Here is a 24,957-nt window from a genome sequence, read left to right on the forward strand (position 1 = left end):
GTCAGCACCCGACGGCTGAGGTGACACTTACACTGTTTTTGCTTTTTGCTTGTAGGTGTCAAAGTTATCGTCAATCAATACCACATCGTGACCGTGTTTAGCCAGGAATGCCGAAGCCACGGACGAACGACCGCCCGACTGGCAATGCACGAGCAGCGTCTTGTCGCTGGGAATTTCGGACCTGGTTTCCATCAACCGGGTGTGGGCAAAGTTCAACGCTCCCTCCACATGACGTTCCTCAAATTCTGAAGCCTTTCGTACGTCCAGCACCTTGAACTGCGGGTCGTCTTTCTTTTCTTCGACCGTCTCAAAAGTTCCCACTTCCAGCTTGTTGAGTTCGCCGCCCTGGTTGGCGTACATCTGCAGGTCAGCCGGAGTTACGTACCCTTCTACATTGTCGAGGCCGATGCGGATCAGGTCAATTACCGCTTCCCGCACGTTATGCTCTTCAACTACCAGGTAGATGGTCTCCTCTTCGGTAATATAGGAGCCCGCGGCCGTATTGAACTGCTTGTTAAGCGTGGAAAGCAGGGAACCCGGCAAGTGCCCGTCTGCAAACGCCTCCTTAGATCTCGTATCAAGCAAAGTACTGCTGCCCTCTGCCACGATATGTTTTAGTTGACCAAGTGTAAGTCGATCCGGCTGGGGAATTCCATCAAGCAATTTGGGTCCCATTTTGTTATCGCGCTTCATGCGGGCAAAATACATCGGGGGCTCGGGCTGCCCTTCGAGGATAAACTCCACGAAGTTGTCCTCAGATGTGGCCGACTTCAGCGAATTGTTGTACCGCAATTCATAGCCGACCGTACTTTCCGGGATAGCCCCCAGCGCTTTCCCGCAGGCACTTCCCGCGCCGTGCCCCGGCCAAATCTGCAGGTATTCCGGAACCTCCTTAAATGACTCCACAGACTTGAATAACGTCCGTGCCGAGGGCTCCATCACGTCTTTTTGTCCGGCTGCCGACTCCAGCAGGTCGGGACGCCCCACATCCCCGACAAACACAAAGTCGCCGGTGGCGATACCCATCGGTTCATCCGCTGCGGCCCCGTCGGTGATAAAATAGCTGAGGTGCTCAGGCGTGTGTCCCGGCGTATGCCATGCCCTGAAGGTGATATTCCCGATATTGAATGTATCGCCGTTGTTAAGCAGCTCATAGTCATAATTACTGCCTGTAAGCCACTCATACTTCCAGTCTTTGTCGCCCTCGTCGGATGCGTAAACCTTGACGCCGCGCTCGGCGAACTCCCGCAGGCCGGAAATATAGTCCGCGTGGATATGGGTATCGGCTGCCGCTACAATGGTCAGGTTTTCCTTTGCCGCTGCATTGATATACTGGTCAATGTCTCGCATCGGATCTATCACCACGGCTGTGCCGTTGGCCTGGCACCCGATGAGGTAGGCATACTGTGCTAACTTGTCGTCGAAGAATTGTTTGAAGTACATAATTTTGCTCTTTTAGGTTATTGGATACTCTTGTTAATGGGGAAGTTTGGGGCGCAGCACGCCATACACATACGTTCCAAGCACTGCGGCCACTATAGGCACAATCATAATTGTAAGACCACTGCCGAGCAGGGCAAACATCGGTCCCGGGCAGGCTCCAAGCAGGGCCCAGCCCAGCCCAAAGATACTGCCCCCCACCAAATAGCGCGTTACCTGCGAGGAATCTTTGGGGGGGATCGAAATAGGATTACCGTTCGCATCCTTCATGTTGTATCGTTTGATAAGCTGTACGGAGATGATGCCGACTACTACAGCAAGGCCGATGATTCCGTACATGTGTATGGAATCGAACCGGAACATTTCCTGGATCCGAAACCACGATACGACTTCGGATTTAACCAACGCAAAGCCAAAGCCGATTCCGATTGCTAGATACTTCAGATATTCTGTGAATTTCATGGTGCTGGTAGTTTTTTTCGTTATAAAATCAGTGGATAGATGAGGTATGTCATCAGAAGTCCGCCTATAAAGAAACCTATGACGGCCAACAGCGAAGCCAGCTGCAGATCCGACAACCCGGAAATTGCATGGCCGGAGGTGCATCCCCCGGCGTATCGGGCGCCAAAACCGACCAGAAAACCACCCAGTGCCAATACCGTTACCCCCGTTGCTGAACCCAGAGAGCTCCATGAAAACAGGTCGTCGGGAACGAGCCCGTTAAAGTCCTGTATTCCCAGTGCCTGCAGCTCTGCTACGGTTGAAGAGGCAAGTTCTATAGGTTCGGGATTGGCAAAGACATAGCCCCCCAGGAAACCACCGATAACAGACCCCAACAGGAAGGTCAGATTCCACTTGCCGGCGGATTTCCAGTCATAATTGAAAAACTCCACATTACCAAAATTACAAGCCGCACAGGTGTGACGCAGATTGGCGGAAACTCCAAACATCTTCCCGCCCATCAGCAATAAAATGGGAACTGTTAAGCCGATAATAGGTCCGGCCACATACCACGGCCACGGCTCATATAATAGATCAATCATAGTTGACACGCTTTTTTAAGTTTATAGGCCTTTAGCTGCCGGCCTGTCCTTAGTTTCTGTCAAGAATATAGATGATTCTGCCAAACATATCAATACTTGTAATAACAAGTTGTAATTTAATTGTTTATCCACCTCATAGGAATTCTCTATCGGTTCAACCTTTAAATAGGGTTTGCCCGGGTTCCACATGAGCGTTTTCAGATACATTCCTGTAACCTTATGACCGGTGTATAGTTACACTATTTATAATGGCAAGATAATCATACTTTTCACACCCTGAATGTACTATTAGTACTACATGTAATAACAAGTCTTGATATATTCTGTAAATCGATGTATTATCATATAAACGTAATTTTATTTCTCACCACCCAATGATGCTTAAAGAAGGTATTCCGCGCCATAAACAGATCACCGAATGGCTTCGAACACAGATAGAAAAGGGCTATTACCAGGCCGATGAAAAATTGCCGTCGGAAAATGAGCTTTGCCAGAAGTTTGATGTCAGTCGTGTTACCGTGCGAAAAGCCCTGCAGACACTCGAAAACGAAGGCCAGATTTATCGGTCCCAGGGCCTGGGGTCTTTTGTCTGTGATGACCGCCCGCGCCAGTCGTTTATCCAGCTTACCGACTTTGAGGAGGATATGCATCGCGCGGGATTGAAGCCCTCCTCAGAAGTCCTTCAGTTTAAGCCAGTACCCGCCACAGACCGTATTGCCGGTATTCTAAAAATCGATCCCGACAGCACCGTTGTTCGGCTGGATCGGCTTCGGCTCGGCGACGGGCAACCGATCGCTTTTGACATTACGTGGCTGCCCATGTTCTACGGTCAGCTTGTGGAAGGCTACGACCTGCAGGGCAAAACCATTTACGATATCCTCGAAAATGATTTTGATATCCCGGTGGAGAAGGGCTATTTCCGAATGGAAGCGGAAAATGCATCCGAGGAGATTGCCGAACATCTCAATGTGAATACCGGGGCCGCCCTGCTGCTGATCGACCGCCTCTCGCTGACGGTTGGGGACAAGCCTATTTATTATCAAAAACGGTATTACCGGAGCGACCGCATCGTATATGAACTGACGGCCGAACGGGAACCAGACATGGATACATCAACCAGCCGCATGCCGCTTAGAGAGTTTTTACCGGTGTTCAACAAAGCCGAGAATTAAAAATGAGGAGATATTGTTTTATCACGTCTATCTTATCCGGCTGCTGTACTCTTCGGGAGCCTTCCAAGACCACAATCTTTCCCCCGCGTTATCAACAAGCAACAGTGGAATAGTTTCTCGTGAGCACAAAAAATCAGTTTTGTCCGTCTCCCGACAGACTCCTAACATTAGTTTGACAACCGCGTAAAGTTCACGGGCAGCTCTCTTCGTCTCCGTGGGTACGCGCAAAAGATGCCATGTCCCATCTTCCGGGATATTCACTTTAGTTTAGGATTATATAATCAGATCCGCAGGCAGCCGCGGAAACCCCTGGCTGCATAATAGGATTGTGCACCGTTATGATATATAAAGACATGTCCATAGCGAAAATCACCGAAAATAGCCCCGCCCTGTTTCCTGATATCAGCAGGTGTTTTCAACCAGCTTGAGGTTTTGGCATCAAATTTTCCAAGCTGCTGAAGCTGTCGATACTGTTCTTCTGTTAAAAGTTCAATGCCCATCGCTGCTGCCATATCAACCGCATTGTTATCTGGTTTGTGCTTTTTCCTGGACTCCAGCCCATCGCGGTCGTAACAGACACTTCGGCGACCTTTGGGACTTTCGGCCGAGCAGTCATAAAAGATGTATTCTCCCGTCTTTTTGTCCTGATCCACCACATCCGGCTCACCTCCTGTCCTTTCCATCTCATTGAGCGACCACAACTTTTCAGGATACTCCTCCAGCTTTACCTTCAGCTCATCCCATTCAATATTATCGTGGCGGTCCATATGCTTCTCAAACCGGGATTTTAGCGTTCCGAGGAGTGATTCGCGCTTTTCCCGGGACATTATTTTATTTTTGCTGCTCATATCGTCTCCACGTTTATATCGGCGTTAATATAAAACAACCGCTATGTTGGTACCTGTAAACCTTGATCCGACTGAGTATGGGCGACCTGTCCTTTGGCAAGACATCAATACTAGACTAGCGTCACATCAAACCCTGGATTTTCGGACTCTTCCTGACCGAACACGGATAAGTATCGATCATGCCAATCTACACAGGCAGCCTGGAAAGAAAGATGCTGTAAGAACTGCGGTGACCTGCAGCATCAGTGTTATGTGCGTTCCAGTAAACCTAAATGTCCATGGTTGAGATGGCACTAAAAATATGTATTAAAAATCGATGCCAATTGAGAAATAGTGAATCGGGTCTCCGCCAAATCCATCGCGATAGTATGGCCAGCCAATATCATAGCGGAACGGGAGACCCAGCAGAATCGTCCGGATGCCAAACCCGGCCCCTATCAGTACATCTCCTTGCAAAGATTCAAAAGTTGAGTAGTTCCCTCCCTCGCTTGGCGGTTCTGTAGTAAGATCACCGGTCGAGCGGTTCAGGTAATACTGGATGGGTTCGCTCACCGCAAAATCAAGCTCCGCATCATTTAACACTCGCTGGGAGCTCCCCCCCTGCTGATTTTGCAATTCAAGCGGAATATCCTGTCCCCATGCGGCCCCGGCATCGATAAAGGCGGCCCCGGTCATATTATAAAGGGGCAAGATCGGGATGGGTCCGGGCAGTATGGCTGCAAAGAGCGGGAACCGGAACTCCGCATTTATCAGGCTGAACCGGTCGCCATACAGGCTGTTATATTCATGACCGCGCAGCGGCAGTGCAGGAATGGTGAAGAAGGTATCGGCCAGTTTGTCGGTGGGGATGGAATTGCCTGACCAGCGCTGATTGATCCACCCGAGCATTCCACCCATAAAATAGGTCTGCGAGTCGGGTCCGTACGATAGAGCCCCGGATCCCCGCAGGGCAACCGAGTAACCGTACCCGAGATTGAAATATTTCCTGTAATCGCCCATTAAAGAAACAAATTCAAGACTGCCCGCCGGCGGACTCCCGGAAAGACTGAACGCGTACCGGTGACCACCCACCGGGGTAATAAATCCGGGCAGTGTACGGTCGACCGTGTATGTCGCCTGGGGATAGAGGAATGAAGAGCCCTCGTTTTGCGAGAAGTCATATCCAACGACAGTATAATCCCGGGCAATGGAGATCCCGGACAGGCTCAGGTCCAGCCGCCGGAATTTGTCAATCGGATACTGGGCCGTAATTCCCCCGCCCATTGTACGGAAGCGGTACAGTTGCCCTGAATAGGTCTGGTAGCTCGTGGCCGAGTGAGAAAAGCTGACCAGCCAATTTGTGCGCTGTTTATAGTAGCCGTACGACAGGAAATAATCGCTGTTGCGTAGGTCAAAGACCAGGTTGCTGCCAAAGGTGATCTGGTGATCGCCCAGCAGGTCGCTGAATACGACCTGGGTTAACCCGTAAGAGCCGTAGTAGGTTGAGAAACTTCCTCCGGCATAGGCAAAATCGGTGGTGAAGCGGAGGCGATACTCCCGTGGCTGATAACGGCCGTCGCGGGTGGTGTTGTTTTCCGGGTTAAAAAGCTGGGCATTCAGGTATTCATTGGCAAATGCCGTGTCCTGCTCCACCTCGGTGGCAAAGACATAATTACGGAAATCGATCTCCTCATCTTCAGTGGTATCCTGCCGTGCCTCTCCCGGTTCAATATTTTCGGCAGTCTCAGCAGTGAGCGTATCGCGGGCAGCTTCTTCTTCCCCTGTTTCTGTTCCCGCCTGTCTTTGCTGTTCTGCTATATCCGACGGCAGTGCGCCCTCCCTTCCTGCTGCTGTGGCATCAACAGATGCCCCGAACATCTGCCGAACATACAAGGTCGCCGGCACCCGTTGAGTTACAGGTTCACGCTGGCGTCGCTCGGCCCACTCGTTGGGAGCCAGCGGACCATCTTTTTTGCGTAAAAACGGCGAACGGATCAGGTAGATATCCAGATTCCCTTCATTTACGGAGTTCACGGCCATGCGGCTCCCGTCGCTGCTGAGCGAAATCTGCATTACGCCCGACTGCAGGTTAGTGAGGGGCGCGCTTGTGCGATCTTCCAAATTCAACTGGTACACATTGGGAATCCCGTTTTGATCCGAAATAAACACCATTTCTCCCTCGCGCGTGGTCATCGGCTGCCGCTCAGACCAGTTGGGCGTTTTGGTCAGCCGCGTTGCCCGGGAGCTTCCCAGTTCCACTTCGTAGATATCGGTTGAGTAGAGATCGTCACTCAGCAAAAGCGAGGCATTCTCCTTGTAGCGGTTTAGCTCAACCCTGCTGCCCCGCGCCGAAACAAAATAGACTGATTTTGAATCGGCACTCCACGCCGGTTCGAAATCAGAAATAATATCATTGGTGATATTCAGGAATTCCTGCGTTTCCAGGTTGTATACAAAAATATCCTGGTACGGACCGATGTTGCCGTCAAAAGCGATTTTGGTCCCGTCCGGCGACCAGGCAACCGAACCGATCGCATCGAGGCGGGGGAATTTCACTTTCTGTATTTCACCCGTTCTATAGTCAACAATCGCCAGGTCATCCGAGCCTTTCGATTTCGCTGAGAGCGTCAATTTCTCGCCGTCAGGCGACCAGCTGAGATTCGGGTTTAAGATATTGAGCTCCTCGAAGTTCACATTGTCATTGCCCTTGATCAGCGTTTTGAGCTTTTCTCCCGTAATGGCGCTGATCACCACGACATCAAAATAGCCCCGCTTGTTGGTAATCATCGCAATTTTATCACCCTGCGGGGAGAGCGCGGGGCTTGTATTGTACGTGCCGCTTCGATCGTCATCCGTCACCAGCGTTGCAAAGTTGTCAATATCCTCCCGTTCCGCCACTTCCGGCAGGTACCGCTTGCGGTAGTAATCTTTCCACCGTTCGGAAAGCTCGGGAATCGACAACCCCAGTGCACGCTGGAACCCCACTTCCACACTGCGCTGTGTTTTAATCGTCTGGAGAATCTCCCCGATCTTTTCGCGCCCGTATTCCTCAACAATAAAGTTCCACAGCGACTGGCCGCCCCGGTAGGCGAAATAGCCACTCAGCTGGGGAAGGTCAGGCAGGTAATTGTTGATGACGGCATCCCGAATCCACATGTCGGTATTGCTATCCCATCCCACCGAAACGTATTCGGCCAGTCCCTCGTCGAACCAGTTGGGAAATGTGAGCTGGATGTTGTTGTTGACAATGGATTGTACGCTGCCCCCATAAAACATGTCGTTGAAAACAGCGTGGGAGAGCTCATGGTGCAGCGTGCTCCGGAACTCGGTATAGTTGCCGCTGAAGGGCATCGTTATCCGGTTCTTGTACGCGTCGGTCACCCCGCCGATCCCCTCGGCGTTGGTGGGCAGGTTGACCACGTTGGTCTGGGAAAAATCGTTGTGAGAGTCATAAATGATAACCTTTATACGGTCTGCAATCTGGTGATTGTAGTCTTCCGTAAACTGCTTGAGGGAAGACTCCAGCGTACGGACCGTAAAGTCGGCCAGTTCATAGTTGAGTGACCCGTAGTAGTGAACATCAAAATGTTCCGACTGGATATATCGCCAGTCAAAAGTGTTGTATTGTACCCTGTTTTTCCCGAAAGAAAAATACTGGGCCATACTCACCTCAGCCGCCCCGAAAAGGATCAGGGCCAGCAAGACAATCGATTTAGAAAACCAGGAGTGGGTATCTGCAATTTTCATAAGCGACCTTTTGTCAAAATCACGGATTTATAAAAAGACAGCGGCCTGGCCTGGTCATCCCTCGACCAATGCCAAATCGATGTGACGCTGCTCTATATCTGTTCTAACGACTCTAACCTTCATTTCTTTCCCGAGTTGATATTTTTTTCCCTGATTTCTCCCCACAAGGCAATGTTGTTTTTGATCATACACGTAATAGTCGTCATTCAGCTCACTTACCTTGAGCATCCCCTCGCAGTGGATATTTTTCAGGTCTACGAAGATCCCTTTCTCCATTACGCCGCTGACGACCCCGTCAAACACATCGCCGACATGCTGGCTGAGGTACTCAACCTGTTTCAGTTTGATCGATTCTCGTTCCGCCTCAACCGCCATCCGTTCGCGTTCACTACAGTGCTCTCCCATCTTCTTGAGTTCCCTGTACTTGTATCCGGGCTTGTCCTGGCTGTATTTTTTCAACAAGCGGTGGACAATCACATCCGGATAGCGACGAATGGGGCTGGTAAAATGGGCATAGTGCTCAAAACCCAGTCCAAAGTGGCCGACATTATCCGGGCTGTACTCCGCTTTTGCCATCGCCCGCAGCATCAGGTCATTGACTGTCAACTCCAGCGGGGTGTCCTCCACCTGGTCCAGCAGCGTATTGATCGCCTTTGAGCTCACGGTTCTGCTGTCCAGACGAAAATCGATGCCGACCGGCTTTACCGTTTCCTGAATATTTTCCAGTTTTTCAAAGTCCGGCTGATCGTGAATGCGATACAAAAAGGGATACAGATCCTTGTCGCTCTTCTTTTTGCTGGATTTTTCCCTGAGCTCGTCGATATGGCGCGCAACCGTTCGGTTGGCCATCAGCATACACTCCTCGATCAGGCGATGGGCAAACACACGTTCTTTCAGTTCGATATCAAGCGGTTTGCCATTTTCATCAAGCACAAACTTCGGTTCGGGGGTGTCAAAGTCGATACTTCCCTCCTTGAACCGTTTTTCCAGCAGGATATGCGCGAGTTTTTCCGCCGTTTTCAGGGGGGCTGAAAATTCACTCTCTTTGCCATCCAGTATTTCCTGGGCTTCCTCGTAGGTAAACCGGCGGTTTGAGTGTATCACCGTTTCTTCAATAGAATGATCCACCAATTTTCCTTTGGGCGTCAACTCCATGAAGCAGCTGTAGGCCAGCTTGTCCTCTTCAGGCCGCAGGCTGCACACGCCGTTGCTCAGTTTTTCCGGCAGCATCGAAATCACGCGGTCCACCAGGTAAACACTGGTCGCTCGTTCGTAGGCCTCTTCATCCAAAATCGACTGTTGAGGCATGTAATAGGTAACATCGGCAATATGCACGCCGAGCAGATAATTCCCGTTGTCGAGCACCTCGATACTAAGTGCGTCGTCAAAGTCCTTGGCATCCTCCGGGTCGATGGTAAAAATCTGCTTGTCACGGATATCATTCCGCCGTTCGATCTCTTCCTGCGGGATCTCGGTCGGGATCTCTTCGGCATACTGTTCCACCTCTTCGGGGAACGGGGCTTTCAGCTGATTTTCCGCCAGGATCGACAGCATCATCGCTTCGTTGGTGCTGCCGTCGCCCAGCACCTGGGTTATTCTTGCTTCCGGCAACGAGCGGGGATGAACCCAGTCAACAAGTTCAAAAATAACCTTGTCTCCCTGCTTGGCCTCTCCAATATTTTTGGGCAGTACAAAAAAGTCGATATGAGCTGAATTCTCATCCGAGGTAATCAGATAGCTGTTATCCGACTGCTGGATGAGCGTGCCTACGAATATCTCGCGGCCCCGTTCAATAATTTCAACTATTTTGCCCTCAACGCGGCCATCTCTTCCCTTGCTCGGGAAAACCTCCACGCGCACCTTGTCATCGGGCAATGCAACCCCCAGGTGACGCGAGGAGACCCGGATATCCTCCTTGTACTCGTCACAAATAAGATATCCCGTCCCGCGCCGGCTGATATCGATTTTTCCTACAACTGTGTTGTCGCTGCGGGATCTTTTCTTCCTTGTATCGCCTTCGCCGGGAGCCAGTTGAATGGCCCCGCCTTTACGCTTTACAATCAAATTCTTGTCATACAGGCTGTTAATTGCATTCTTCAGCCTGTTATTGTCTTTTTTGGATTCTACTTGCAACACATCCTGCAGCATATCAAACTGTAGTACAGAGTCAGGATTGTTTTTCAAAATGTTGAGGATGATCTCCTCGAATGTATGTTCTTTGGTTGTCTTAGCCATTAAATATGTTTCTAACTTTGCTTTATTAAATTAATTAATCTTCAATCTTCTTTCGTTGCTTTTATCGCTGAACCCGAAGCCAGTGTTTCATCTTCGTCCTGTTTCCTGCCCGCGCCAAATATTCCAAGAATGGTTCTTTTAATGCGCCGGGCGAACTCTTTCCAGGTATTAAACTTCACCTGGGCCTCCAGGCCGATTCCGTCAACGGTACTTCCGGATCCGGGTGTGGGTGTCACATTTCCAAGTGTTTGATCCTGTCGGTGGAACGCCATAACAGATAGGCTGCGATTAATCCGGTAGGTGGCATTTAGATCACCAATACGCTCTGTGAGAGTAGCCTGATTGTCGGAACCTGTAATCATACCTTCGCGTCGTAGAATAAGCCTATCGTTGTACAAACGCAATGCCACGCCCAGATCAATTTCGTTATAGGCGTTCAGGCTGAAATCAATATCAAACCGGCTTACATCGCTGTTGAGCAGGGCATTGATCTGGCTGGAGAGCAGCGGGCTTATGACCTGGCTGGAAAGCAGCGGGTTCAAATAGGTGGAGCGGCGGGTAAAACTCTGCCCGATATTGCTGTAGGCCTCGTTCGTGCTCTGGTAGGAGATAAAGTTGCCCGTTAACAATATGCTGGTAGCCTGAATCAGTTTCTGCTGCTCATCGCGGTTCAGCTCGTTGATCTGGGCTGTCAATGTGCTGTTGGAGGAGATATCGAACGTATTTGGAATTCTGAAATAGTAATCATTTTCAACGCTGGTGATCGTCCCGGTAATTTCAACCACCAGGTCAATCGGCACCCGCTGACCCTCAAAATCGTTCTGGCCGCTCTCTGCCGTACCAACAAGCGGGGCAATGCTCGGCCTCGCATTATATATCGCATTTATATTTAGCCGGGCGTTTTGTGGATCTCCCTCCCAGATGATGGTCCCTCCTCTTTCGAGTTGCAGCGGGCGGGTAAATATTTCGCCCCCCACAAACAGGTATCTTCCGCTGGTAATATTGTACCGGCCAAAAATCTGGGTATTCTCCTCCTCCATCGTCAGGCGGATCTGTCCCGTTCCCTGGGCGGTCAGCACCTCACCGGTCACCCGGTCAAAGATGAGCTCCACCGTCATCGGATTGTTGGCATTGAACTGCAGGTCGAGGTTAAACCGCTCCGAAAAGGTGAGGTTTTCCAGCATCCGGTTAATCGACTCTTCAACGTCGACCGAGCCTCCCCCCCCGGTCTCCGATCCCTTTTTCCGGGCTGGCCTGAACTCCTCCACGAACTGGATAAATTTCGTGTTTTCATTCAATTCTGTTTCTTCAAGCAGCGGTATCGACAGCCGCGAGTCGGTCGTTACCTCCACGGGAGATTGAGTCCGGAGATACAGATCGTTGTTCGGTCCTGTCACCCGAACCGATCCCGTACCGGAAAGGCTGCCATAAAACGGAACATCGGGATCATACGTGTTGTTCAGGAAATGCAGGCGGTTCATCTCCATGGTCAGGTCCAGGTAGGTAATCGGCTCAAAATTATTGATATCCACGTTGCCGTACACCAGGCCGGTTCCTCCCTTGGTATCGGTCACATTCAGCGAATCGAGGGTTAGCCAGTCCTGCCGGTTAAATTCCAGGTGGCCATTCAAAAAATAGTTGGTATTCAAAAATTCCGGTTTGGCAAACGCATTCTGGACCTGGAAATCCAGGTTGAAATCGTAATCCTCCATGTTACCCGTGATATATCCTTCGCCGGAAGCCAGCCCTTCTACTTCCTGGAATACCTTGGGAGCGATGTAGGGGACAATCCAGAGATCGATCTCCTCAAAATTGGCATCAAAATAGTAAGTGGTGTCGCGCGGGGCTTCGGGATTGGGGGGCACAAAATACCCATCCAGGTGAAGCCGCTGGCCTACTCCGTCATTTCGGTCCAGATAATCGCTGTATTTCGTGGTATCGGTGACGATATCAATACTGGTGTTAAACCGGTTCCGGGCCGGATCGAACCGGCTTGAAAAACGGGCATCACCAATCATCCTGTTGTCCAGTTGCAGCCGTTCGACCTGCATATCTCCCTGGATGGAGGGGCGGGCCAGCAGTGAGCGGGTGGTAAGCGTGCCGTCCATCGTACCGCTGAACCGGAATTTTCCGTTGATCAGCTCAGAAATCCGTTCCAGGTTCACATCGCGCATGACAAACAGCAGTGAATCCTGTCGGCTTTCGGTTATCTCACCCCGCACCTCCAGTAACTCGTTATTGTTTCTGAACCGGAAATCCCGGAACCCGATCTCTCCGCTCCGCTGCAGGATAACTGTCGGGATGGCCTCGTTTTGCCAGGAATACCGGCTGTTTCCGAGGAAAAAACGATCGATTTTCATCGTAACTGAAGAAGGAGAAAGCTTGCTGCTCACAATAAATCGCGAGCGGGCCTCATCAGAGATATTGGCAATACTGCTTGAAATAAACAGCGAATCCTGTTCAAGTGACAGATCGAAGCGGGCTGAATCTACATTCACAAATTCGGTATGCAGGGAGTCTGCACTGGCCTGGAAATCGATATTCGAGAACTCTTTTAACGTCCGGTCGTGCCGAAAACTAGCCGTCAGCCGGGTGGTTGCCCCGCGCGCTTCATTCAGATTATAGATAAGCGTGTCAGTTCGGGTATCGGCAGTTAGCAGAAACCGGTTGGCATCGGCCCTGAAATCAAAATTCAGGGTCGAATTTGATACAACCCGCGGGAAATTCTGCCAGTAATGGCGGATCAGCCCCAGGTCCTTGGTCACCAGTTCCCCCTCGAGGTTCAACGGTGCCGGCGGCGTTGTTTCGGCTGCTTCGCCGCTGGATAATGAATCCAGCATAATTTCATGGCGTATCCGTTCATCCAGATAGCGGGCCCAGTAACGTCCCTGGCGCACGATGTTAGTGGGTTTTATATCCCCGCGGATATTCAGGTCAAAAAGGGAACTGGTCAACCGGAACGTGCGGCTGCTCAAATCGGGCGAATCCAGGTCCATGTAAACCTGGTGGGCCTGTACCGTGTCGCCGCCAATGACAGATGCTTTGACATCGAGGTTGGCGCGGCCCTGAATGCGATCTGCCTGCAAGCCCTGCAGCTCGACGTTATAATCCAGGTTGAGCTGTGTCTCCGGGACCGGCTCGTAGCCGAAATAGCGGGAAAGATTAATGTTACCCGCCTCCCCCTTCAAGGCAAACTGGGTCTCCTCTTTCTTGAAATCGATCCATCCCTGCCCGGCCATCTGTTCATCGCCCGTCCGGTAGTTGTATGAGTGCTCAAAAAATCCGTCAACCAGCATTGCTTCAAACGAAAGGTTGTCGATAGCAATTTCATCGACAGTACTGTTATATAGTGAGGCCGAAAAGTTGTGCAGATCTTTTGAAAAATCGTACCCGATACCGTTCAGGGATATATCGAAATTCAGATTAGTAGTATCGACCCTGTGTGCCAAAAAGGGCGCCAGGTCGATGTTGTTGGCGGATAGCGAGCCAGAATACTTGAATGGAGTGCGCAACTGCGTGAACCCTTTTGCCGCAATGGAGCCGGCCGGCCCCTGCAGATTAAGATCAAGGTTCAGGGAATCCGGCGTCCCTGACGTGGCACCACTGATCTGAAGGTCTTCAAACAGGCTGAACTGGGCCTGATTAAGCGGACCGGTGACCACTTCCAGATCCTGCTTTCTGAGAAACAGATCTTCTACGTTGAACAGGTAATTCAGCTCGCTTCTCTCATTTAATTTATTAATATGTCCGTCGATGCTCACGTAACTTTCACCGATCCCGAAATCAAATCGCTCAATGTGGAGCGAATCGAGATCCCCGTCGGCAACGACGTGGAAATCAAGCGGATCACTGATTGACGGAACGGAGGGAATGAGCCCGGAAAATTCGGCAAAGACCATTTTCTCCGAGTGGAAGTCAAGATCGTAGCTGGCACCGGGCAACTGCCGGCGGACCGAGTCCGATTCCAGGTTGACGCCGTCAATCTGGCCGCTGACGGTCAGCTCAGAGAGTGGCGTCGTTATATTAAAGGCGTTAAACTCCAGAAATCGGCTGTCGTTATAAATTTGACCCGAAAACCGGAGGTTGTCAAAATCCATGCCATGAAGATTGGCCGAAAAATGCTCAAAATCGAGGAAACGCTGCACCTCACTCAGCTCCAGGAACATGGCGGTGCTGATGGAATCGGCACGAAAAGGTTCCGGCAGGATCACGTTATTCTGTTCATTGTGAAACTCTTCCACGAACAATGAGCCGTTCCGGATAGTCAACAGAGGTGCAATAATCTCCACTTGCTGAATCCAGGAGCTGCCCAGTTGCTGTTGACGTTCGGGCTGTATGGAACGCCGCCGGAAGGCTTGGTTCATGGTATATTCGCCCTCTCCGTTATTCATGAAACGCAGCTCGGGCCGCTGCAGCTGAAAGGCTACAATACTGATTTTATTTTGCAGCAGGCTCCAGAGATCGATTTGCGTATGTAGTTTGGAAATGGAAATCACGCTGTCCCGGCTGTCTTGAGTCATCAGGGAATCTTCGGAGCGGGGGGCCTCCAGGGTTACGTCGGTCAACTCAAAACGGAAAGGCATCAATCCTTCCAGCTCGCCAATGGAGAGCTCCCCGTAATAACGACTGTTAAAACTCTCTTCGATCTGGTTGGCAATATAGTTTTTTGAGGTATTCAGCTGGAGCAGCCCAAACAGGCTCCCGCAGAGCAGCAGCCCTCCCACGAGGAGAACCAGGATGATTCTCCAAAAATATTTCCATACGGTATGTATCCAGCGTAAAACCACGCTCAGTGTCAACTAAATTGTTTGTAGGCGAACGACCACGCAGCCTCTATAAGACCGGTATCCTCACACGGGTAAATGTATGGACTTCCCCACTCATCTAACAGAATAAGGCGGATGTTCCCATCCTTCACTTTTTTATCTGTTTTCATAGCCCGGATCAGCTTATCCATTTGAGGCACCAGCTCGTACAGCTTTATCGGGTACAACGGCTTGAACGTTTCAAAACGTGTACTATTAATGTGGGCTCCCAGCTGTGTTGAGGCGTATACGGCGGCAATCATTCCTGCAAAGACGGCCTGTCCGTGCGATATCTTTCCGTAACCGGCCTCTTTTTCAATTGCATGGGCAAACGTATGACCAAAATTAAGGAATGCCCGCACACCCGCTTCCAGGGTATCCTCTTCCACGATTTCGACCTTTATGGAGGCACTTTGGGCTATCAAGTTAGTCCACTTTTCTGTCGGTTGAAAACCGGCACCTGATACCAGTTCAGAAGCAGTTTCAAAGATTTCCGGGGAATGAATGGCCCCGTATTTCAGTATCTCCGACAAGCCGTTGATCCACTCCTGCTTCTCAAGGGTTTCAAGGAAGCGGGTATCGGCAAATACGGCATCCGGCTGGTAAAACGCACCGACCAGGTTTTTACCGACCTTGTGGTTGATGCCGGTTTTTCCCCCGATGGAGCTGTCTACCATGGCCAGCAGAGAGGTGGGCAGGTGAACCAGCGGGAGCCCCCTGAGGGCTGAAGAGGCTGCGAACCCGGCCAGGTCTCCCGTCACGCCACCGCCAACAGCAAACAGGGGTGTTCCCCGCTCGGCGCCCTGCTCCAGGACAAAATCAACGACCTGCTGCCACTGAGTGCTGCTTTTACTCTTTTCACCTTCGGGTACCACGTATGTTCCAACCTGATCAAAATAGCTGTTAAGTCCCGCCGATATTCGATCTGCATGCAGGCGGTAGACCTTCTCATCCACCACCGCAAACGCTCTGCGCGGAGAATACCTTCCTGCACAAAATTCTGTGATTTGATCCCACAAATTGTTGCCAATATGGATCCTGTAATCCTGCTGGTAACTGATTGGTACATCAATTGTGTGCGACATGATTGCGTATTTTTTTGACGAGTGCGGCGGCGGTATCCTCGATTGAGGTCTCGTTATCGTTGCGTATGGTGATCTCCGCCTGGCGGTAATATTTGAGCCGTTGGTTATATAGTTCGCTGAGTTCTTCCTCCAGGACAGCCCTGTCCTTCACGGTACCGTCCTCATTTAACAGGAGTGGCCTGTTGTCGTGCTGCATTATGCGGTCCAAGATAACAGAAAATGGGGTCTCTATAAATATCAGCAGCCCGTTTATTTTAATATGGTCGACCAGGTGCTGGTTGTGGAGCGCTCCTCCACCCAGTGCCAAAACTCCCTCATAGTTTCTTATTGTATCCAGTAGTTGTTTGCGCTCCAGGGAGCGGAACCGTTGTTCGCCCTCCTCCTCAAAAATTTTCGGGATCGGCTTGCCGGCCTGTTTCTCTATTCTTGTATCCAGATCGGCAAAAGGAAGTTCCAGCTTTTCAGCCAGTGTCCTGCCAAGCGTCGATTTTCCAGTGCCCATAAATCCACATAAAAAAAGTATTCCGGGCAGATTCTTGATCGATTCCATCAGTGATTCGGTTTTTGTGGTGGTACCATTTCTACTTCTTCCCGTTCGACGACCACGGCGCCCGGAGGCGAACCTTTCGGACTTCGAACATATTTCACTTTTGTGTACATGACTGGCGCCGTCTTCATTCCACGCGCCTTGGAATAGTAGGCCGCGTAGCTGGCCGCCTGCAAGATGATGTTTTTGGGAGGAAACTCTTTCTGGTTTCCCATGCGTATAACGGTATGGGAGCCCGGCACACCTCGCGCGTGCAGCCACACATCCTCTTTGTGGGCCAGGCTGGTGAGCTTGTCGTTGCTCTTGGCGCTTTTACCAATCCACACCTCGTACTTACCCACCTTGAACTTTCGAAAAGGTGACTGCGCCTGGTCCTGGTCGCCGGTGCCGTACCCATATTTTTCGAGCGTCTCGTCGCGATCCTTGATCCACTTTTCCAGCTCATACAGCCGTTCAAACTCTTCCATTTCATCCAGAAGTTTTTTCAGCTCCCCAATCTCCTGCTCCACGCCGCTGATCCGCTCCATCGCTTTTTCATAGGAGGTGCGCGACTCCTTGGCCTTTTCGTAATAATGCTGCGCGTTTTCCGCCAGATCCTTCTGATCTTTCAGCGGTATCGTCACCGTCTGAGACTGGTTATACAGATCCTCAACTTCGATCTGTTGCTGATCGGGCGCCCTGTTTTCATGGGCATGTGCCATCAACAAATGACCGTATTTCTCATATTCATCGGCCCGCTCCAGGCTTTTATCCGCCTGTTTCAGCTGTTCCAGCTGGCTTTCCCGTTTGTTCAGCGCCCGTTCCAGCATCTGCTGCACCTTATGCCGGGCCTGGTGCAGCCGGCGGGTGTGCACGGCATTCCGGTAGGCATGGCGAATCATGTTATTGACGGTATCAAACGCCTCCTCCGTCTCAATGTCCAGCACCGCTTTTGACCACAAGCAGGTTTCACCGGTGACCAGCACGCGCGGGTGTGGGTTGCTTTTCAACTCTTCGGTAATCCAGCTCACAAACGACTTTACCTCCTCCGGTGCCATATCCGCCACATCATGCTGCTCAACCAGCGCGGGAATCAGATTTCTCGGGAGCAGCGGATTCAGCCTTGTGATCTGGTTTTTCGGCTTTGCCTTCGGATTGACCTCATTCGAAAACGTCGGCGCATACGGTTCAGGGGGAGGCTGCCCGACCTTTTCGCCGGGATTTTTAAACGATTCGACGATTTCGCCATCCCGAACCAGGAAGATATTGGGTTTACTGCTGAACAGCTTAAACAACAGGTGATCCTGGTCCTCAAAATTGAGGTAGACAAGCCGATCGTAATGGGCCAGTTCCACATTGACGATTTTTTTGCCCTCCACCCCCTTGAAAAATTCAATAACATTGCTCTTTTTAGGAGGACGGTACGAGTCAACAAATAGTGCCGTTTCAGTTGGATTTGCACTAAATATTAATCGCAGCGGTTCAGATAATGTGTCAAGAAATATTTCCACTACATCTTTGTGGGGAGATATTGCAACGTCAAAATAGGTGCCTTCCAACTTTTCATTTAATTCCTCATTTAAATATATTAACTCAAAATAGTTGTTCATTATCTTTCTTTAGAACAATGGTTGTAAAAAAGTTAAAGATTAAGGCGAAATGACGTACCCTATTTTTAATTCAGTTGTCAATCAAATCAAGAGTGATCTCGAAAGCAGGAGTGTCAAGATAAAAACTTTCAAGACGTGGAACGAAGACCGAATTAACGCCACGGGACTCGAAATCGTTATTGACCTGGAAGAGCGGACCGAATTTATCAAAGAGCTGTCCTTTAACTTTGACTGGGATCGCTTCCGTGAAACCGTACTGGCCAAACAGCTGGAGGGCATGGAAGAGCACCCGTTCCTGCTCGAGGACAACATGGTGAGCACCCGCATTGCCCCGGTTATCGACATTGAAGTTACCTGGAGATTCGACGAGGAACGATCGCAGACCGGCGTCTCCGGGCAAAACGGCAACCGGCGGCTGGAAACCGCCAGTGAATGGATGGAGCGAATCAGCGAGGAGGTAAACAGCCTGCTCGACGATGATGACATTATCACCCGCTGGCACATTGAAGTGGAGGGCGATGAGTATGGAAAATACTTGTCGGCTATCAATCTTATCTCCTATTTCCAATATACGCTGGCGGACCTTACCAGTCTGAACAGCGTGCACCAGTTCGTCACCGAACGCCTGAAAGAACTGCTGCTTAAATCTCAAAAAGTAATGAAAATCTCTGACCGGGTCCTGCATACGGTAGCTGCAGCCTGACCACCGGCACCGGCGGTGCAGTCATGAAATTCCAACCCCTTAACACGAAAGGCCTTCGAGAAAGCGAAGGCCTTTACTTGTACAGCGCGTCGAAGCTGCTACTTGTTTTTCTTGTGCCGGTTCTTCCGCAACCGTTTTTTACGCTTGTGCTTGGCTATTTTTGAACGCTTTCTCTTTTTTCCACTTGGCATGATTGCTCACCCATTTTTTATTCTTGTTTATATCGTGCTACATGTCTGTTGCAGATTTTAGATAAATGTGGCCCAAATATAGCAATTTATGGGTTCATTCCTATAAGGAGACTTTACCCCCCTGCGTCTGCTATACTGCGTGTTCGATATTGTAACGCGTTTACCTGTAAAAAAGAGGTTTATTTCGTTAACTCCAACCCCCCGTGTTCCAGGAGAGCGTCAGGTGGCTGAGCCATTAAAAGTGGGGTTTATTGGCTCTATGAGATTCCATCCTGCAGAAAGAGACTCCGTATACACGAACAGTCAACACAGGTCAAAACTACGAAGCGGCAGCCTCCTGTCTAATGAACATCAGCAGGTTATTCACTGTCTTCCTCCTCCATCATCGACTCATTTACCGCTTCCTTGAAGTCCTTGGAAACTTTCAGCACCGGTACATACTGTTCCGGCACAATCACCTCTTCATTAGTTTTGGGATTCCTGGCCACGCGCTCGGCGCGCTTGACGACCTTGAAACTGCCAAACCCCCTGAGTTCAATATTTTCTCCCCGTTTCATAGCGTCTATGACCGTCTCCATAAATCCGTTAACCACCGCTTCGGTTTCCACTTTGGTTAATCCGGTTGAAGATGAAATTACATCAACTATATCAGCTTTAGTCATAATTGGTCACCCTGAATAATTGTTCTTTTTGTTAAATCACTGTGAGTTTCAACTCAAAAAAGCGGAATGTTTGCACATTACCGACCATCTTAACTTTTTTAAGATGCATTGAATTCCATACACTTATTTTCACCTAAAAAAGTGCTAAATCTTTTATACTTTCACATTTGCTTAAATTAAACCGAAATTTTAAACGGTAGCAAATACGCATGGAAACATTTGACTTCATCATTAGCTGGTTAGTAGACCTTATTTGGAATACACCGGAATCGTTTCCAGCAATGGTGGTTATTCTGCTTGCGTTCGGAATATATATTACGATACGGTTGGGATTTGTCCAATTCACGCGGTTCAAACACGGGTTAAAAGTGGTTACCGGCTTTTATGACGACCCGGAGGATGAAGGAGACATCAACCATTTCCAGGCGTTGACTACCGCGCTTTCGGCCACTGTGGGGATCGGGAATATTGCCGGTGTGGCGCTGGCCATCCACTACGGCGGGCCCGGCGCCCTATTTTGGATGTGGATTACCGCACTGCTGGGCATGGCGATAAAATTCACCGAGGTGACGCTGGCCCAGGAATACCGGAGCACCAACCCGGACGGCACTGTTTCCGGCGGCCCCATGTACTATATTGAACGGGGACTGGGATCCAACTGGAAATGGCTGGCCGTGGCGTTTGCCATTTCGGCTGCCATCTGCGCCTTTTTAACGGGTAATGCCGTACAGGCAAACACCGTGGCTGACGTTATGAAAACAGATTTTATGATACCGGTTGGCGTCACAGGGTTCATTACCGCAAGCTTGGTAGCTGCGGTGATTTTGGGCGGCATCAAGCGTATTGGACGAGTGACCTCCCGCCTGGTGCCTTTTATGGGTATCCTTTACGTGCTGGGCGCCCTTGTCATTCTCTTCATAAACTACCAGGATGTTGTCCCAGCTCTTGGCCTTATCTTCAGCAATGCTTTTAATCCACAGGCCGGAGCCCTGGGAGTCGGTTCCGGAGCCCTGATATTTACCCTTAGCTACGGCGTGCAGCGCGGATTATTTTCTAATGAAGCGGGCCAGGGTTCCGCCCCGATTGCCCATTCTGCAGCCAAAACCGATCAGCCGGTTCGGGAGGGAGTTGTTGCCCTGCTGGAACCGTTCATCGATACGCTGGTCATCTGCACCATGACGGGGCTCGTCATCGTTTCCACCGGGGCATGGGACATGCGCCACAAGTCCGCCGTTGATCCGGCTGACGAGGTGGTAACATATGAGTTGAACACCCAAAACGCGCAAAGTGATAACGGGACCAACGTGCTATACTTTTCTGGTGGTCTCCCCGAAAACGGAACCATGAACTACTACGACGTGCCAGTCGACACCATGTTCACCGACCCGGCCTACACCGCACCTTTCAACGGGAGAATTGAACTAAACGAAAGCGGAGTTTCTGTCTATACCGACAATGGCGATCAGCTGACAAGTCTGTACGGCGGCGTGGTCCAAAACGGGGCCCCGCTAACCTCCGCCGCTTTTGAAAAAGGCTTGGCTCCCATATTCCCGGGAGGGGGCTATCTTGTAACATTTGCCGTTCTTCTCTTTGCCATCTCGACCTCCATCAGCTGGAGTTATTACGGAGACCGTGCCGCCCAGTACCTGTTTGGGTTCAAGTCGATCTTCTGGTACCGCGTCATGTTCGTGGGCATGCATTTCTTCGGGGCCGTCGTCACCCTCACTACCATCTGGAATTTTGGAGATGTCATGCTCGGACTTATGGCTTTCTTTAATATCATTGCCCTGTTTGCACTTTCCGGAGTCGCCTACAGAATCACAAAGAAATATTTTGAGAATACGGAGGTTTGACGTACATGTCTGCATGCGCTGCAAAGTCAGCTGTTTTGGCTGTACATATGGGGAGGATACGATACAACACTTTATGGAATTCAGCCCCAAATACCTCTGTAACAGGCAATAAACGTTTGATCAACGACCGGTCAGACGTAAATCCGTAACTTGTATACTGTCTCGTTATATGGAAAACAAAAAAAATGTCACCCTGATCCGGCACCCGGTAATTTCCCGTGATCTCACCATTCTGCGCAGCCGCACTTCGAGCATTACCGACTTCAGGGCTGCTCTCAAACGAGTGGCTACCATCCTGGCCTATCATGCCCTGCGGGAGCTGCCACTGCGCCCGAAAACGGTGGATACTCCCATTACGCAGACAGAAGGATACGATATTGATGCAGAGGTGATCGTTGTACCGATCTTGCGTGCCGGCCTTGGCCTGGTGAATGGAATCATTGAATTTATCCCCGATGCCAAAGTGGGTCATCTGGGCATGTATCGCGATGAGGAGACCCACGAGCCGGTGGACTATTATTCAAATTTACCCGACGGCCTTGATGAGGCGTTTGTTTTACTCGTGGATCCCATGCTGGCCACCGGCGGAAGCGCTAACGACGCCCTCACCTATCTTAAAAACAAAGGAGCACAACAAATCCGCTTTGTTTCGTTAATATCGGCACCGGAGGGCATCGAATTCCTCCAACAGGAACATCCGGATATACATCTTATTACAGCAGCAATCGATGAACGGCTGAACGATGACGCATTTATCGTTCCCGGCCTAGGTGATGCAGGTGACCGCTATTTTGGAACTCAATAGTACATATCTCGCTTTTGTGATTTCGCTGTTAACCGTGGCGGGGCTCGCCCTCTCTTCCTGCGGTGAGCTATCCGACTCCCAGTCCCAGCGTGTCAGGGAAGCACTGAATGACACTCTTCTTTCGAGCACGGAATCCTGGGGGGTGGATATGGAGCTGATCAAGGAAGGCCAGAAAAAAGTACGCATCAGGGGTACCTATGCCGCCTCCTACTCGATGGAAGAGGTCAATGAAACGCGCATTGCAGGACCGGTACATGTAGAAGTTTACGATTCGACCGGCACCGTGGAAACCCGTGTTACGGCCAACCGGGCGGTGTATCAGCCCAATGAATCGATATTCAACCTCCACGGGGATGTGCGCGTCCGAACGAACACCGAACGCCGGTTGCGATCGGAATTTCTGAAATGGGATTCGGGATCGAACGAGGTTTCAACCCCAAAATTTGTGATCATCACAACGCCCTCGGACAGCATCGCCGGCAACGGTTTCGAAGGCACAACCGACCTTTCGGAATACACTATCCGAGAGGTCACCGGCCAGTTCACGATCAACTGACATGGCAAATTCTTCAGCTGTTTTTCAAAAACTGCAGGCCCTTTGGCCGATCCGGAGACCGCAAAAAATACTGCTCTCCGCACTCTGCATTGTCGCCCTCACCATCCCGAAACCGGTGGAGGCTCAAAACCAGGTGACAATCAACCAGGCTGAGGAGGTAATCGGGGCCACGGTACAGGGAGAGCGGGTACGCAAACTCATCGGCGAAGTAAGCCTCCGAACCGACGATATGGTGATGTATTGCGACAGCGCCTACCAGTATCTCGAAAAAAATGAGGTGCGCGCATTTGGCAACATCGAAATTGATACCCCGGAAGAGCAGATCTACGCAGACACCCTCGTCTACTTTACGGATGTGGATTTCAGTCAGCTTCGCGGCCGTGTTATTATTGAAGCAGACAGCGCCACCCTGTTCAGCCAGGCAGTAGACTACCGGTTTTCAACCAAGGTCGGTCACTTCCTGGAGTACGTTCGCCTGGAAGACCAGGAGGGCGTCTTGACAGCCAACAGCGGCTTCTACTACCGGGAGCCCGACAGTGCCGTGTTCCGGGGTGATGTGCAGATTGCCGACAGCCTGCAGTATGTAGAGGGAGACAGCCTTTTTATCAACCGGCAGAAAGAAACCTACCGCCTGTATGGCAACATCTTTGTTGACGACCGCGAAAATAACGTCATGCTCAAAGGCGACTCCCTGAAAGCAGACACCGTGGGACACCGCAAGCTGGAAGGAGATGCATGGCTAAAAAAATTCGGAGCTGAACCGGATACCTCAGCAGATTCCAGCGACCCTTCATTAACCGACCGTTCTTCCGGGATCAACCCCCGGCCCGCGGACTCATCCACCACGCCAGACAGCATCCGGGACGATTCATTATCGCCTTATGTCCGGCAAAAGAGAGCCCGGATCGCCCCCCCCGACAGCATTAACACCTCAGGAACGCCCTCTCCCGCACCGCCCGACACCGCCGCTTCCGACACAACCCACATCAGGGCCCGGACCATCTACTCCATCCAGGAAACTACCGATACGGATACCATTTCGGTCATCAACGCCTATCAAAATGTGCGTATATGGTCCCCGAAATTTTCTGCTGTTGCGGATACGGCCCGCTACGATGATCAAACCGAAAATTTCGTTTTGCGGTCCAATCCCACTGCCTGGCATAAGCAAGTCCAGCTGACCGGTCCATATATACGCGTGCGTCTGGAAAATGGAGAGATCGACCAGCTGGTCTCATTCCCCGTCCCGTTTGTCGTGCAGCAGGATACCGCCATTGACCGGCTGAATCAGATCACGGGAGACACGCTGCGGGTAAATTTTATCCAGGGAGAAATATCGAGAATTCATGTCGCACCGAATGGACAGTTGTTACGCTTCACCAAAAACGAAAATGATGAACCGGACGGAGCTGTTGAAATGACAGCCCCCTCGATCACGCTCCTGTTTGAGGCGGGAGCCCTCGACTCTATGAAGGCACTGGGACCGGTAGACGGCATGTACCTGCCGGAAAGTCAAAAAACGGCCGAACGCCGCCTCGACGGGTTTACCTGGACCCCCGAACTGCGTCCCCAACGTCCCCGTGAACCGATGAAACGGCGGCTCCCCCCGATCCCGGAAGACCCGCCATTTGAACTGCCGGCCCGGTATCGGCAGGCTCACATGCCTGAGTAAAGGAAACCGGGATTCCCATATTCAG

The 24,957-nt window shown here is 50.8% G+C and carries 17 protein-coding genes; 6 read left to right on the plus strand and 11 right to left on the minus strand.

The window, feature by feature from the left end; all coding sequences use genetic code 11:
• Positions 1–27: 27 nt before the first annotated feature.
• From ACG2E4_RS10405 to ACG2E4_RS10415, 3 genes are read right to left on the minus strand one after another with little or no spacing between them, the layout of a single operon-like run.
• The gene (locus ACG2E4_RS10405) at positions 28–1,443 is read right to left on the minus strand and encodes a rhodanese-like domain-containing protein (protein WP_395276497.1); all 1,416 of its coding nucleotides are present in this window, start codon (positions 1,441–1,443) and stop codon (positions 28–30) included.
• 33 nt (positions 1,444–1,476) lie between these two features.
• On the minus strand, positions 1,477–1,902 hold the full coding sequence (locus ACG2E4_RS10410; RefSeq protein WP_395261094.1) for a DUF6691 family protein: 426 nt from the start codon (positions 1,900–1,902) through the stop codon (positions 1,477–1,479).
• A 20-nt stretch (positions 1,903–1,922) separates the two neighbouring features.
• On the minus strand, positions 1,923–2,483 hold the full coding sequence (locus tag ACG2E4_RS10415; protein ID WP_395261096.1) for a YeeE/YedE family protein: 561 nt from the start codon (positions 2,481–2,483) through the stop codon (positions 1,923–1,925).
• Between the two features lie 374 nt (positions 2,484–2,857).
• Here ACG2E4_RS10415 and ACG2E4_RS10420 point away from each other — a divergent pair, with 374 nt between their 5' ends.
• Complete coding sequence (locus ACG2E4_RS10420; protein WP_395261098.1) at positions 2,858–3,655, plus strand: GntR family transcriptional regulator; 798 nt, start codon at positions 2,858–2,860, stop codon at positions 3,653–3,655.
• Positions 3,656–3,936: 281 nt separating this feature from the next.
• On the opposite strand, the gene ACG2E4_RS10425 is transcribed toward ACG2E4_RS10420, so the two are convergent.
• The 7 genes from ACG2E4_RS10425 to ACG2E4_RS10455 form a co-directional block, all read right to left on the minus strand.
• Entirely contained in the window at positions 3,937–4,503 is a 567-nt protein-coding gene (locus ACG2E4_RS10425; RefSeq protein WP_395261099.1) for a DUF4256 domain-containing protein, read from the minus strand.
• A 306-nt stretch (positions 4,504–4,809) separates the two neighbouring features.
• Positions 4,810–8,229, minus strand: coding sequence for a peptidase MA family metallohydrolase (locus ACG2E4_RS10430; RefSeq protein ID WP_395276498.1), 3,420 nt, complete (start codon positions 8,227–8,229; stop codon positions 4,810–4,812).
• 54 nt (positions 8,230–8,283) lie between these two features.
• Positions 8,284–10,464 carry a ribonuclease R gene (gene rnr, locus ACG2E4_RS10435; protein ID WP_395261102.1) on the minus strand — a complete coding sequence of 727 codons (2,181 nt, stop codon included), beginning with the start codon at positions 10,462–10,464 and terminating at the stop codon, positions 8,284–8,286.
• Between the two features lie 41 nt (positions 10,465–10,505).
• The gene (locus tag ACG2E4_RS10440) at positions 10,506–15,251 is read right to left on the minus strand and encodes a hypothetical protein (RefSeq protein ID WP_395276499.1); all 4,746 of its coding nucleotides are present in this window, start codon (positions 15,249–15,251) and stop codon (positions 10,506–10,508) included.
• Between the two features lie 8 nt (positions 15,252–15,259).
• On the minus strand, positions 15,260–16,354 hold the full coding sequence (gene aroB, locus ACG2E4_RS10445; protein ID WP_395276500.1) for a 3-dehydroquinate synthase: 1,095 nt from the start codon (positions 16,352–16,354) through the stop codon (positions 15,260–15,262).
• The gene (locus tag ACG2E4_RS10450) at positions 16,338–16,904 is read right to left on the minus strand and encodes a shikimate kinase (protein ID WP_395276501.1); all 567 of its coding nucleotides are present in this window, start codon (positions 16,902–16,904) and stop codon (positions 16,338–16,340) included. The genes aroB and ACG2E4_RS10450 overlap by 17 nt, the downstream gene beginning before the upstream one ends.
• Positions 16,904–18,490 (minus strand): NFACT RNA binding domain-containing protein, encoded by a 1,587-nt coding sequence (locus ACG2E4_RS10455; protein WP_395261108.1) that lies wholly within the window; start codon positions 18,488–18,490, stop codon positions 16,904–16,906. Before ACG2E4_RS10455 ends, ACG2E4_RS10450 begins: the two co-directional genes overlap by 1 nt.
• Positions 18,491–18,539: 49 nt before the next feature.
• Here ACG2E4_RS10455 and ACG2E4_RS10460 point away from each other — a divergent pair, with 49 nt between their 5' ends.
• Entirely contained in the window at positions 18,540–19,193 is a 654-nt protein-coding gene (locus ACG2E4_RS10460) for a hypothetical protein (RefSeq protein ID WP_395261109.1), read from the plus strand.
• A gap of 550 nt (positions 19,194–19,743) precedes the next feature.
• On the opposite strand, the gene ACG2E4_RS10465 is transcribed toward ACG2E4_RS10460, so the two are convergent.
• Complete coding sequence (locus ACG2E4_RS10465) at positions 19,744–20,046, minus strand: HU family DNA-binding protein (RefSeq protein WP_395261110.1); 303 nt, start codon at positions 20,044–20,046, stop codon at positions 19,744–19,746.
• Positions 20,047–20,255: 209 nt separating this feature from the next.
• Between ACG2E4_RS10465 and ACG2E4_RS10470 the strand changes: the two genes are divergently transcribed.
• From ACG2E4_RS10470 to ACG2E4_RS10485, 4 genes are all read left to right on the plus strand, one after another.
• On the plus strand, positions 20,256–21,899 hold the full coding sequence (locus ACG2E4_RS10470) for an alanine/glycine:cation symporter family protein (protein WP_395261112.1): 1,644 nt from the start codon (positions 20,256–20,258) through the stop codon (positions 21,897–21,899).
• 169 nt (positions 21,900–22,068) lie between these two features.
• Entirely contained in the window at positions 22,069–22,704 is a 636-nt protein-coding gene (upp, locus tag ACG2E4_RS10475) for a uracil phosphoribosyltransferase (RefSeq protein ID WP_395261113.1), read from the plus strand.
• On the plus strand, positions 22,691–23,260 hold the full coding sequence (lptC, locus tag ACG2E4_RS10480; protein WP_395276502.1) for an LPS export ABC transporter periplasmic protein LptC: 570 nt from the start codon (positions 22,691–22,693) through the stop codon (positions 23,258–23,260). Before upp ends, lptC begins: the two co-directional genes overlap by 14 nt.
• Position 23,261: 1 nt before the next feature.
• On the plus strand, positions 23,262–24,932 hold the full coding sequence (locus ACG2E4_RS10485) for an OstA-like protein (RefSeq protein ID WP_395276503.1): 1,671 nt from the start codon (positions 23,262–23,264) through the stop codon (positions 24,930–24,932).
• Positions 24,933–24,957: the final 25 nt, after the last annotated feature.

The sequence above is a fragment of the Halalkalibaculum sp. DA384 genome (assembly GCF_043951955.1).
Classification (GTDB): Bacteria; Bacteroidota; Rhodothermia; order Balneolales; family Balneolaceae; genus JAMQKA01.